The sequence below is a fragment of the Bradyrhizobium sp. 160 genome (assembly GCF_023073735.1).
Taxonomy (GTDB): Bacteria; Pseudomonadota; Alphaproteobacteria; order Rhizobiales; family Xanthobacteraceae; genus Bradyrhizobium.
On the sequence record NZ_JADPKD010000001.1, the window covers coordinates 103,429 to 115,733 of the forward strand.

At 57.7% G+C, this 12,305-nt stretch carries 7 protein-coding genes and 5 pseudogenes; 7 read left to right on the plus strand and 5 right to left on the minus strand.

Annotated features, from left to right (window positions below; all coding sequences use genetic code 11):
* Nucleotides 1-1,662 precede the first annotated feature (1,662 nt).
* From IVA98_RS00445 to IVA98_RS00455, 3 genes and pseudogenes are all read left to right on the plus strand, one after another.
* Nucleotides 1,663-2,631 carry a cytochrome-c peroxidase gene (locus IVA98_RS00445; protein ID WP_524536335.1) on the plus strand — a complete coding sequence of 323 codons (969 nt, stop codon included), beginning with the start codon at nucleotides 1,663-1,665 and terminating at the stop codon, nucleotides 2,629-2,631.
* A 206-nt stretch (nucleotides 2,632-2,837) separates the two neighbouring features.
* Nucleotides 2,838-3,266, plus strand: a complete 429-nt coding sequence (locus IVA98_RS00450) for an IS630 transposase-related protein (protein ID WP_247354148.1) — start codon at nucleotides 2,838-2,840, stop codon at nucleotides 3,264-3,266.
* 40 nt (nucleotides 3,267-3,306) lie between these two features.
* Nucleotides 3,307-3,776 (plus strand): annotated as a pseudogene (locus IVA98_RS00455) (IS630 family transposase).
* Between the two features lie 575 nt (nucleotides 3,777-4,351).
* Here IVA98_RS00455 and IVA98_RS00460 read toward each other — a convergent pair.
* Nucleotides 4,352-5,440 carry a TlpA disulfide reductase family protein gene (locus IVA98_RS00460; protein ID WP_247354149.1) on the minus strand — a complete coding sequence of 363 codons (1,089 nt, stop codon included), beginning with the start codon at nucleotides 5,438-5,440 and terminating at the stop codon, nucleotides 4,352-4,354.
* Between the two features lie 426 nt (nucleotides 5,441-5,866).
* Between IVA98_RS00460 and IVA98_RS00465 the strand changes: the two genes are divergently transcribed.
* From IVA98_RS00465 to IVA98_RS00470, 3 genes and pseudogenes are all read left to right on the plus strand, one after another.
* Nucleotides 5,867-6,112 carry a hypothetical protein gene (locus IVA98_RS00465; RefSeq protein ID WP_247354150.1) on the plus strand — a complete coding sequence of 82 codons (246 nt, stop codon included), beginning with the start codon at nucleotides 5,867-5,869 and terminating at the stop codon, nucleotides 6,110-6,112.
* A gap of 147 nt (nucleotides 6,113-6,259) precedes the next feature.
* A complete protein-coding gene (locus IVA98_RS37415; protein ID WP_524536336.1) occupies nucleotides 6,260-6,592 on the plus strand; it encodes a nucleotidyl transferase AbiEii/AbiGii toxin family protein in 333 nt (110 codons plus the stop codon).
* A gap of 650 nt (nucleotides 6,593-7,242) precedes the next feature.
* A pseudogene (locus tag IVA98_RS00470) lies at nucleotides 7,243-7,473 on the plus strand (ectoine synthase); the annotation flags it as partial.
* Nucleotides 7,474-7,563: 90 nt separating this feature from the next.
* On the opposite strand, the pseudogene IVA98_RS00475 reads toward IVA98_RS00470, so the two are convergent.
* Together IVA98_RS00475 and IVA98_RS00480 are read right to left on the minus strand one after the other, a co-directional pair.
* A pseudogene (locus IVA98_RS00475) lies at nucleotides 7,564-8,385 on the minus strand (IS3 family transposase); the annotation flags it as partial.
* 290 nt (nucleotides 8,386-8,675) lie between these two features.
* A complete protein-coding gene (locus IVA98_RS00480; RefSeq protein ID WP_247354151.1) occupies nucleotides 8,676-10,022 on the minus strand; it encodes an IS5 family transposase in 1,347 nt (448 codons plus the stop codon).
* 167 nt (nucleotides 10,023-10,189) lie between these two features.
* Between IVA98_RS00480 and IVA98_RS00485 the strand changes: the two are divergent.
* A pseudogene (locus IVA98_RS00485) lies at nucleotides 10,190-10,375 on the plus strand (IS66 family transposase); the annotation flags it as partial.
* Between the two features lie 145 nt (nucleotides 10,376-10,520).
* Here the strand turns inward: IVA98_RS00485 and IVA98_RS00490 are convergent.
* Nucleotides 10,521-10,667, minus strand: a pseudogene (locus tag IVA98_RS00490) (transposase); the annotation flags it as partial.
* Between the two features lie 203 nt (nucleotides 10,668-10,870).
* Nucleotides 10,871-11,908, minus strand: a complete 1,038-nt coding sequence (locus IVA98_RS00495) for an ATP-grasp domain-containing protein (protein ID WP_247354152.1) — start codon at nucleotides 11,906-11,908, stop codon at nucleotides 10,871-10,873.
* Nucleotides 11,909-12,305 lie beyond the last annotated feature (397 nt).

A 12,305-nucleotide genomic window follows, 5' to 3' on the forward strand; every position in this document is an offset into this window, starting at 1 on the left:
GCGAACAGAGCGCCCAATCGGACTGGAGCGGCGGTGTCAGAAGGCAGACAGCAAAAGAGCCGAGGGCAAGCGCCCCCACGATTGCCGTGCGGCGCGTCGGCCAACGCGAAATCAGCGATAGCGCAGGCGGCCATACGATGTAGTACTGTTTCTCAATTCCAAGCGACAGAGAAGGAGAAGCGGAAGTCGTTCTGCACGGGGATCGAAGTATCCTACAGTCTGCTCGTGCAGCACAATATTCTGAATAAAAGCGGCCGCGCCTCTGATGCGGGCTCCGAGCGGCTTCCATCTCGGCGGCTGGAAACGCGAGCAATGCGAAGAGAAAGGTCACCCAGACACGAGAATAAGGCTAGGAAATATTCGTATGATTCGGCGGCCATAGAAGTTCGCGATGCTTAAGCTTATCGCCAGCAGCTGCCGAACGATGATTGCTGTTATCAAATAACCGGAAATAACGAAGAAAAAGATCGTTGGTACTTCTCAGGTTCGACCCCGAAACCATCGCTCTCTTGCGTGCCGTTCTGAACGAAGTTGCAAAGAACTCTCGGGACCGGCACGCGAACGCACGTAGCTTCGAGAATCCTTGAAGGCGCGTCACGAGGCGAGACGTCCGTTGAGGTCCTCAAGCAAATCGGTCAGACGACACCGATCAGCTCTTAGCCGCTGCGGCCCGCGAAAGCCTCCCGCCGCGACCATCCGGCATCCCTTGTTACGGCGACGAGCTGTCGCGGGAAAACAACGTGGATTGATGGCACATCCCTAGGCGGTATCAGCGCGAAGGGCGAGCGAGCGCGGGACTGATCCGCAGCTGGCTGAAGATCAGGCAATTGGCTGCTGAGAGCCACTGCGGCTACCGCAACATAGCGGCCACAATCATTGTCGTTGGAACTGGCTGCGGTCAAGGCGAGGCACCAAAAACCCTCAGCCAGGCGAAGACGTGAGTTGTGCCCGACGGCTGACGGGATATCGCCCGCAGTGGCATTTCCAGCGTGGCGGTTGAGATATCAGCAGCCGAGGTGGCGTTCAGTCTTCATTGGCCGATGAATGAGCTAACGAGCAGCGGCGCGGCCCTCTCTTGGTTGGCCGCGCTCCTGGCGGAGATGAAGGCGCCAGGCCTTTGCGTGTGCCCGTAGTCTCCAATTTCTGACACAGGCGCGCACGATCCGACAGCCGGCGAGGTGGTGGGCAGTGACCTTGCATACGGCTAATGGGGAGGCCGACGGTTGTTCTTGACGTTAGAGGCCTTCATGCCGAACTCGTAGGGCACGGCGGACTTGGTCTTGCCGATGCACTCTGGTTCAAAGGACCAGGCCCTCAAGCACTTGCATCCTCGGCAGACACGACGCAGGCGACTGTGTGCAATAAGCTAAACCTGGATCATAAGCCCCCGTACTGTCGTGAACCCCACATTCAGCAAAAAATTCTGCAGCAATTTATCTGCGAGAGCACGGCCCAGTTCCTGCATGAGTGCAGGCGATCATCAACTGGCCGCTTTAGGAAAGTTTGGCAGCTGTTGCGCTCAAAGGCCGTACACAGGCGCCCGCTACCATCCAAAACTGAAGCATGCACCGCGATAAACGGGAAGTCCACGTGATAAGAAAAGCATGTGTTGTCACGATTTTAGTTCTACTCTCCTCCGCCGTCTGCGCGGATGACGATTTGATGATGGCCGCCAAACAAAAGTTCAAGCCGATCCCCTCTGTTGTGCCTGCGATTCCGGACAATCCTGTCACCATCGAGAAAGTTGAACTAGGTAAGATGTTGTTCTTCGATCCTCGTGTGTCGGCGAGTGGGACCATCAGCTGCAATACGTGCCACAACCTTGGCACCGGCGGCGTCGACGCCGGTCCGACTTCAGTCGGTCACGGCTGGCAAAAGGGGGCGCGTCGGGCGCCAACCGTTTACAATTCCGTGTTTAATGTCGCCCAGTTCTGGGACGGACGCGCGCCGGACCTCAAGGTCCAAGCCAAGGGGCCGATTCAGGCGAGCGCCGAAATGAATGCAACACCGGATCGCGTGATAAGCACGTTGAGCTCGATGAACGAGTATGTCGAGATGTTCGCGAAAGCTTTCCCGCATGAAACGTCGCCGGTCACTTTCGACAATGTCGCAAAAGCGATAGAGGCATTCGAAGCGACACTCACGACGCCGACGGCTCCCTTCGATCGTTACCTGAATGGCGATGCCAATGCTTTGGATGATCAACAAAAGACCGGATTGCAGCTGTTCATGGATAAAGGCTGCTCCTCTTGCCACAGCGGGATCAACATTGGAGGACAGGATTTTTTCCGATTTGGTGTGACCGGAAACCCCGATAGCAGGCTGCTTCCTGCTGCCGATAAGGGCCGGTTCGCGGTCACGCACGCTCCGGGCGACGAATACGTCTTCCGCGTTGCGCCATTGCGCAACGTCGCGCTGCGGCCGCCCTACTTCCATTCAGGTCAGGTTTGGAGTCTCAAAGAAGCTGTGGGCATTATGAGCGAAGTCCAGCTCGGTTTAAGGCTCAGCGACAAGGAGAAGAATGACATTGTTGCCTTTCTGAGTTCATTGACCGGTCGACTGCCCAAGATCGAGTATCCGATACTGCCAACTCGAACAGACGAGACTCCGCCGCCGTCTTTAGGACCATAACGTTGTTCTTCAGGGACAGGTTGACGCGCATTGTGAAATGACCGACGATCGGACCTATCATCGGCCAAACGATGACCGACTTACGATAACCCGTCCGTGACGGGTTGAGCACCTAGAGCGGGATGGGGTTTGGTTGAATCGATTTGGGATTCCCAAATCAGTTCGTTTCTGATTCACCATGCTGGCTGGGCGGGAGGCCAGCATGGATGGGCAAGCCTTATTCTCTGGATCTTCGCCAGCGTGTCGTGGCCGCGATTGAGGGCGGGATGTCCCGCAATCGGGCAGCCAAGCAGTTTGGGGTCGCGATCAGCACCGCAATTGGCTGGATGAAGCGGGTCGAAGAGACCGGGAGCGTTGCTCCGGGCCAGATGGGCGGTCATAAGCCGAAGGCGGTTTCGGGAGAGCATGCGGTCTGGCTGTCGCAACGGATCGAGGACGGCGATTTCACGATACGCGGGCTCGTTGCCGAGCTTGCCGGACGCGGCCTGAAGGTCGACTACCATTCGGTGTGGGACTTCGTGCATGCCGAGAAGCTCAGCTTCAAAAAAAAGCGTGGCGGCTGGCGAACGGGATCGACCCGAGGTCGCGCGGCGGCGAGCCCAGTGGGCAAAATATCAAAGTCGCGTCGAAGCTGAGCGGCTGGTCTTCATCGACGAGACCTGGACCAGGACCGATATGGCGCCCTTGCGGGGATGGGCGCCGCGCGGGCGCAGACTTCACGCCAAGGTTCCCCACGGCCGCTGGAAGACCATGACCTTCCTGGCGGCCCTGCGCCATGATCGGTTCGATGCGCCATGGTTCATCGAGGGGCCGATCGATGGCGTGAGCTTTCGCACCTATGTCGCGAAGGTTCTCCTGCCGGTCCTTCGACCCGGCGATACGTCGTCTTGGATAATCTCGGCAGCCACAGGAGCAAAGCAGTTCGCCAGCTCATCCGTTCGGTCGGCGCCAAACTGTTCTTCCTGCCAAAGTACTCGCCCGACCTGAACCCGATCGAACAGGTATTTGCCAAGCTCAAGCATCTGCTCCGCAAAGCTGCCGCCCGAACCGTCGATGCGGTCTGCGCCGCAATCGGCCACGCACTCGATGCCTTCACCGCCGACGAATGCGCCAATTACCTCAAAAATTCAGGCTATCGAACTTAATGCCATCACGCTTTAGGACGGCTGATCGTCAGCTTCGAGGCCATCAGGGTCATGAGCGTCTCGCCGCGGCCGAAGGATCGTGGATGCTCGGCAGGAATCCTTTCGACAAATTACGATGCGCACAAGCCCGGACCTCGACCGGGCGGCCAAAATAGCTGCGTCGATGCGCACCGCCTGACCAGTGAGCGATGGGTAGCGACTGCGAAGGCGGGTGCCAGGTGCTCGCGTCTGCTTGCCGTGCAGGAGAGCCGTACGTGGTCTCGAGTTTGTTGATTCCGACGATCATCCCGGCTTCAGGAACGCCGGACATTCAGCGATTTGCGTGCCGCCGGGAAGAGTGTCATCTGGTTGATCAGATGCCCATCTGTTTGAACCGGCCGAAGGGTTTTTGTGGCTGCCATGAAGACCCGCGGCCCGGACCGGCCAAGAGCCGGCATGTCTCCGGCGGTGCTGTCCAGCAGTGCGCCGCCCCGCCGCGATGATGCTGTAGGCTTCATGATACTCTGCCGGGCCGAACCGGCGCACCCCGCCTTGGCGGTTCGACGGCGAAAGGGTCACAACGATGTTTCGGAACCTCAATCCGTCTTTGGCGCTGCGCAAATCTTTCCGTGGCAAACCTTCTCACCTTTGTAGTTGGCCAGCGCTTGAACCCACGAAGCGGTGTCGTGCTGTGTCCCTTCAACCGGGATCGGCGCAGAACTATCCAGCGACTTCAGCGCTGCCTCAACCAACTCGATCGCGCGATCCTTGTTGCCGCTCTCGTAATAATACTGAGCGACCGCTGGATAGGTCAGGTAGTTGAGGCCGTCGCCCTGTTGGGAAGGATTCAGCGCCAAGATATGTTCGGAGAGCTCCTTGCCCATCTCAAGGCGCTCAGCTCGCGGGAAGTGGGAGTTATCGTTCGCCGGATCGAACAGTTGGCGCAGAGCCCCTTCCATCCATTCCTGGTCGTTTTTGTCGATCGCGTCCCGAACCAATTGCCGTATGACCGGCAAGCCGGATCGCAAGTCACGCAGCTTATGAAGCAACAGATCCGCACGGAGCATGCGGAAGCCAAGGCTTTCTGGCGTCACAGCGAGGAGCTTTTCGACCGCCGAAAGCGCCCTACGCCAATCGCCGGCATCCAGGGCAGTCTTAAGTTTGAGGAGGGGTTCGCCTTTAGCGATCCGCTCAGCATCGGCGGCTTCAGCTTCATCGCTGGTGCGCCACGTGCCCGTAAGAATTCTTGGAAGGACATCATCGAGCTGCTTCCAAGAGCCAATAAACGCGATGTGGCCGTCACGATCGACGACAAACAAGGTGGGAATCCCGACAGAAAAGCTGCGATCCATCCAGAGCTGGTTCATCTCGCCCGTGTAGTCGAACCCGATCCGGTAGTTGAGATTCGGCATCTTTTTGGTTAGCCATGCGTCCAACTTGCTTCGGGCCTCGTCCGCTGTCCCAGCATGTTCCTGAGTTGCGAGTCCAAGGACCTCAACTCCGCTGTCTTTGTATTTCTTTTGTAGCTCAGCCAGATGCAACAGCGCCTCCGCACAAGGTCCGCACCAAGTTGCCCAAAATTCGACGATGTACACTCTCCCCCGCTGGAAGCTGGTGACGGGTTGGCCACGCAGCCAGTTCTCCACCTTGATCGCAGGAGCTGGCGATCCTAAGCCCAGCAGCATGTTTTCGTCCAAAACCATTGCCCGAGGCCGCGCGACATTTTGCGCGCGCTGACCGTTGATCGTAGCTGGGGGCTGTGGCGATAGTAGTTTGGTAAAGGTGGACTGCCCAGCGAGCTGGACTGCACAGGTCGGTTGCGCCACGCCAGTTGCGACGAGACTCCATAGCACGAGTAGCAAGTTCGTTTTCGCAGAAATGGGGCGGGTTGGTTTCACGGGGCGTCTTGCCTCTTTGTGCGCTGCGGAGCTGAGTGTTGCTGCGCGTTGATGGCAATATCTGTGCCAGCATCATGCGCAGTAAGTGTCGCGGCCCGCAACCCCAGACCGTATCCTCCCATGTATGGATGGCGATTTGTCCGCGCGACTGGCGACCCAAGATTACGCGACCTCGCATTCAGATAATGCGTTTCGGCCCGAAGGAATTCGACGTTGGCGTTCAACACCACAGCATCGAGGGTGGTCAAAACCTATTCGCCAGCCAAAACCATCGTCGATCTTTTAAGGAGCGGTAAGCAACAAAAGGCATTTCACGATTCGAATACCGGCTTTGCACATGCGACGGAGGCAATGAAAGACGCGCTCAAGCTACGCAAGGCGACACTCTCCGAAATCGCAAAGTACGCCATCGACGCGGCATCTGGGAAAAAACCGTTTAGCCGCGCATTGAGACGCTGACCATCAATGCGTTAGCTACTGAAGAATGTCGAAGCTTCCGTCCGGGGGCGCCTGCTCACTCGCTCGGAGGAGCGCAATGAGCCGTTCGACCTCCTGCTCACCATCATGCGCTTGAACGATTGCTCTATCGGCTCAGCATGAGCAAGTATAGGTAAAAGTTTTGTACTCAAAGGTGCGATGCTGGTGAGGCACTTGCTCGATGATCCGCATCGACCCACACGCGATCTTGACCTGCTCGGCTTCGGCGAGCGTGATCCGCAGCTCACGCCGGGCTGTTTCAAGGAAATTGGCTCTATCCAAGCCGAAGGCAGTCTTACGTTCAACACTGATACATTTGAGATCGATACGGTCCGTGACGACTCCGGCAGTAAGCTTCCATCAGGTCTGTCGTATCGACCTTGCGCGACCTCCTCGACGTCGCGTTCCCAAGTGGTACGAAGTTGGTCCGGGAAGACGTGCTCACGTAACCATTTCGCCTGAAGGTCGCCCCCTGATGGATCTTCAGGTTGGCGAGATGCGCCTTCATGCCCTCAATTACCTGTTAATTTGAATTACGTTGCAAGGTGGATCCTGGTGGCAATAGCGTTTGGTTTGGAGAGGCGCACACAATCGGAAGATGGACCACCATTGTCCATTGCTCCCGCAGAGGTCCTATGTTGAAACGTGTCTTGCTCAAGACAGCGATGTCGCAAACCTGACGGCAGGACGCCAGCTAGCGCGGCAAGAGGCGCATTGCTTTTTCAGGAGTGTTTTCAGAACGTCGTTGGCACATCGGTTGCTTGAGAGGGGGGGCCGTCACGACCATAACAATCTGGCAGCTCACTTGTAAGAGTTCAGATGAAACTTGCTCAATCGATCCTGATGCAACCGCGGTTGCTGCGCCGCCCTCGCGGCGAGCTCTCTCATCTTATAATTGAGTTATGGCTTCTCGGGGAGGTCACGCCGCCGTATCAGCAATGGGCGCATGGCAGTGGAGGACATGGATTGGCGGGCTTTTGACAGCCGGCCCCGTCCAAATAGACATACCTTGGGTTCCCGCTTCGGGAGGGCGGAAGCCGCGCTTCTAGTTCAGAGGGTGGCCTTCGCTTCCACAATAGTGACTTGGACCTGTATTCGTGGAGTCGACCAATATGATTGTGCGTAGCGTGCACGATGTTGAAACGAGCGATTACTTTGTCGATTGGGGCAACGGTACTAGCCACCGCCTCATGACGGCTAAGGACGGTATGGGATTTAGCATCTGCCACACCGTAGTGCGCGCTAACACCGTCTCGCTTCTTCAATACCGTAATCATCTCGAAGCTTGCTACTGCATCGCAGGAGAAGGCGAGGTAGAGGACATGGCCGGCGACCTTGCCCCCACCTTTTATCCAGTCCCGAGTTCGCTCCGGCTGTTGGTGAAACGCTCCCCAAAACTAGGCCAGCCAGAGCTGGAATTTTCCGGGTTCGGCTCATGCCGGCGGGGGCGCCGATGAGCCATTCAACAGCGATATCGGCGCCTTGTTGCCAATCGCGCTGTGTGGGCGGACTTCGTTGTAGTCTCTACGCCAATCCTCCATTTTCTGCCGAGCGTCGTCAAGACTGAGGAACCAGTGCGTGTTCAGGCATTCGTTTCTGAACTTGCCGTTGAAGGATTCGATGAAGCTGTTGTCCGTCGGCTTGCCCGGCCTGGAGAAGTCGAGAACGACATTCTTCTGGTAAGCCCAGATGTCGACATCGCGGGAGACGAACTCCGACCCCAGGTCGACCCGAATGGTCTTGGGGTAGCCGACGGTTTTGCACACGCGCTCCAAAGTCAACACGACATCCTCGCCTCGATAGCTGAAGCGCGGATCGACGGCTGGAGAGAAGCGACTGAAGGTATCGACAATGGTGAGCACGCGAATCTTGCGACCGGTGGCGAGCTGGTCATGAACGAAGTCCATCGCCCAGGTCTCATTGATTTGACCTGCTTCCATCCTAGCCTCGCGTAGCTTGGCCTTCACACGACGCTTCGGCGTTTTGTTGCGCAATTGCAGGCGCAACTCCCTGTAAAGGCGATAGACACGTTTGACGTTGATTGCCCAACCGTCACGTTGCAGCAGGACATGGACGCGGCGGTAGCCGTATCTCACCCGCGTCTCGCAGATGTCCTTGATCCGATTTTTGAGGGCGGCCTGGTCACCGCGCTTCGACTTGTAGACGTAAAGTGCGCGATCGATTCGAAGGGTCGAACAGGCCCGCCTGATCGACACCTTCCAGTCGCTCCGCACCTTGTCGACAAGCTCCCGCTTGCCCTCAGAGCTTTTTTGAGATGCCTTCATGGAACTCTCCTCGTCCCGGTGGGATCTTAATTGGATAATTCCAGTTCAGAGCAGGTCAATCTCTTTGAAGGGATCGGTTGACCATACGCTTAAGTCGGACGTGACGGCGCGCCGCCTGGAAGTGATCACGGAGATGGGACGCCGTCGTTGGTTCTCCAAGGACGCAACTTCTACGAACTCGCGACAGCCGGCCCCGCTCCAATCGCGAGCGAGGCGCTGAAGCACATCGCCGCATTCTATGCGATCGAGAAAGTCGTCCGTTAAGAAGCCGATTGCAGCGATGAACGGTCGCTTGTGGCTGCGATGAGGGTGGCCAGGAAGAGGCACCAAAGAACCCTCAGCCAGGCGAGGATGCGGCGGAAGTTGTGGCCGACGGCAGAGAGGATGACGTTGGCCGCATCGCCGGTGCGGCCTTTGAGGTAGCAGCGGCCGAGGTGACCATCGGCCTTCAGGTGTCCGATAATGGGTTCGATGGCAGAGCGGCGGCGCAGCTCGCGCTTGATGACACCGAAGACGCCGCGCTTCTGGCCGGAGATGAAGACACGGCGCGGGTTCTGCGCGTCATGGCCGCGGTATCCCTTGTCGACATAGGCCCGCTCGATCGCACAGCCGGTGAGTGTCTCGGTGCGGTCGATGACGTCCCGCAAGGTGTGACCACCGTACGGGTTATCGGGGAGCGCCCTGGCGTGGAGCACGAACAGGCCGCCGGGAGCCCGGCGGCTGTTGGTGACGATGGAGGCTTTGACACCGAACTCGTAAGGCGCAGCTGCTTTGCCCTTGCCGATGCACTCCACCTCCGGAGCATGGAAGGAATACAGCTTCCAGCCGCGCTGGCGCTGCTGCTGCGAGCAGATCTGGGAGGCCCGGCCAAGCGGGAGGGCGAAGGCGTTCTCCAGCACTGCCTGACCTTCGATCTTGCGGCGGATATCGCGGATGATCCGGCCCAGCCGGCTGCGCAGGAGACGCAACTGCCGCTGATGGGGCCTGAACTGTTTGGCATGGGCGTAGCGGGAAGCCATCATGGCCGCGGTCTCGGCAATGCGAAGATAGGACTGCCGCAGCCTGATCCCGTGCTTCCTCGCCAGACGGTTGAGCCCCTTGATCGCCGCGTGCAGCAGCTTGGCATCGGTCGGGAAGGTGACGGCCTTTGGCTGCACCGTGGTATCGATTGTGACCCGCTTGAGGTCTTGGCCGCGTAACGCGCCGGCCTCGTGCGCCACCCGCAGGCGCTCGGCCAGCAGCAGTTCCAGCTTGTCGCCGAGCCGCTTGCGCCAGTGGCTCAGGTCCGAGCGCTCGTGCGGGAAGGCGTGCTGGAAGAACTCTTCGCCGGTGACGGGCTGGAAATACGGGTCGTGGACCCAACGCTCGCACACCCCCTCATCGGACAGCCCGTAAATGTTCTTGAGCAGTAGCAGACCGATCATGAAGCGGGTCGTGATGCCGGGCCGGCCGTTCTCGCTGTAGAGCGGTGCGATCTCGCCGTCGATCCAGTCCCAATCGACCTTGCCAGCGAGCTGAACCAGCTCGTGCTTCATGTTGATGATCTGGTCCAGCCTGGCCCGGAACAGATCGCCCGATCCCGTCGTCCTGCGCTTCTTCGGTCGCATCGCCACCTCCGATGCCACCACGGAATCATGTCCGTGATTCGACGGAACCCTGAAAATGAAATTGCAGGGTTCTGATGCCCGAAGCATCAAAACCCTGCAATCCCAGAACAGTCCACAACCACGAATGCGATTCTGGCTCAATCGCTTAGCCGTTCTTCACGGACGACGAGAAAGAGATCCGCAGCCGCAGCGCGGAGGAACGTCGCCTCGTGCGGCAGCAGAAGAGCCGACCACTGGCCGATGCCTTCGAAGTATGGCTGCGCGGCAAGCTGGCTCTCATCAGCCAGAAGATCAAGCTCGCCGAGGCCATCCGCTACGCCCTCTCGCGCTGGCAAGGTTTAACGCGCTTCATCGCGAGGTAGTCGGGCGCGCGTGCCCTTGTAACCGGCGTGATTCCCACGTCTGTTGAATCAGCGGGGGCAATCGTAGCGGACCGGCATCCAGTCGCAATATGCGTCGATGGTCATCGAGACATTGCGAGACCGACCAGCGCAAGGACAATTGCTTGCGCAATTCCGTCAACACCGTGCTCAAGGGCGTTTGTTCGCGCACGATCAGAGGAGCGCACTCCGTCCATCCGGTAGCAATGTCGGTGAGCACGAGGGTCTGGATGAAGCTGCCGCGCGCCGATGGATTGGCTGTCGCCGGAGGAGACCAGCCCGGCACGCATCTCGGCGAGCTGATCGAACGATCGATTGCGAACGGCGCGTTCGCTTCCGAATACAGTCCGCAAGAGCTGCTGGAAGTTGCCAGTGTAAGGGCAGAAAAAGACGTAACGCGACCATCACCGGCAATTCAGGTCATGAAAGTTTCTAAATTGAATTGATAGCGCCAGCATCCGACCATAGCTAACCATGCTTACGAAACTGAGAAATAACTCGCTCTGCCACTTGATCGGAGCGATCGATCCCTGAGGCTAGTTTTGCATCGTGTAGCCCGCCCGGGTTTGTAAGATTAAGGTCTATTATGTAAGGATAAGCCATGTCGAGCCCGACGAAATTGATCCCATATTCCATCAGCTTCCGACCGATCAACTCGGCGAGGTCGATTTCGATGGAATGCAAGTCGACTGGAATCGGCTTTGCTCCTTGGGCGATATTTGACCTGTGATCGTCTGAAGAAACTCTTCGACCATGCCAGGCAACTACCTGCCCGCAGGCGACGACTACCCGCTTTTCGCCTTGCTCTACTTCGGGGATGAACTGTTGAAGAACAGCGTATTGAGCCTTGAAGCCAGCCAGCCCGTAGTCGGACTCGTGTTGCATCATAAGGAATTCGCGTTCTGTGAGACCACCAAATTCGTGCTGTGCATCAGCATTTCCAGTGAGGGATTGGAGGATCGCGCGAACATTTGGTCCGTTGGGAGGAAGCAAGAAGACATTTTGCCCGCAATAAGCGTTTGGCGGCTTCGCTACCCAACAACGATCGGGGCTCTGCCGATAGCGTTCCCAAAGTAGACTAAAATCATTGGATGCATAAGCGAAAGCCCTATGCTCTTTCGGCACAACGAGACCCAATGCATGCTTTGTCTCTAGAAATAATGTGCCTTCTATGCTGTTAACGAAAGCCGTATGTTGGGAAGCTAGCCACAGCATCTGCCACACGTCACGAGAGATGCTGGGCGGTGCCCCACTATTGACCCAGACTAGTTGGAATTCATCAAGAAAGTATACGCCCAAAGTCCCCTGAGCCGCCGAGCCGAGGCAGTGCGGGTCGCCATTTGCCGGTACCAAAACTCCACGCGTAAAAAAACGATAGTCATCTGACCCGATAGCCGTGATCTCGCCGAAGACGACGTCCCAGCCGAAACGCCGGAACGCATTGCTGATAGGTACATCATTCTCGCCCAAGCAATCAGGACGGCCGGTGAGTATGAGCAATCTCACGACGTTCTCCTAGCGACATAAGCAACAGAATGGAACCACGGAGCGGTCCGACGGACCTCTGAATGAGCATAATCTTACTCGGCATTCGGTGCTCCTCTCACTACCTCCAAAAGCAACTGCCATGCCAACCACGTCATTGTAATCCAAGCCACTGATTCTGAGTTCAAAAGTTCAAAAGCATGCGCTCTGGGAAGAACTCATGTGTTCTACACCTGACAAAAATTTGTGTCGTCGCCGGACAACAATCAAAGCCTCAAACGGCAGGTCGCGCCGTGCTCTGCATTTCCCAGCTTGACGGTGACCTGCCACTGAGTATTTCCTCCAGAAGGAGTTAGAGTCCGCCCCGAAGAAGGACGGACGGATGAAGCGAGCAAGGTTCACGGAAGAGCAGATTATC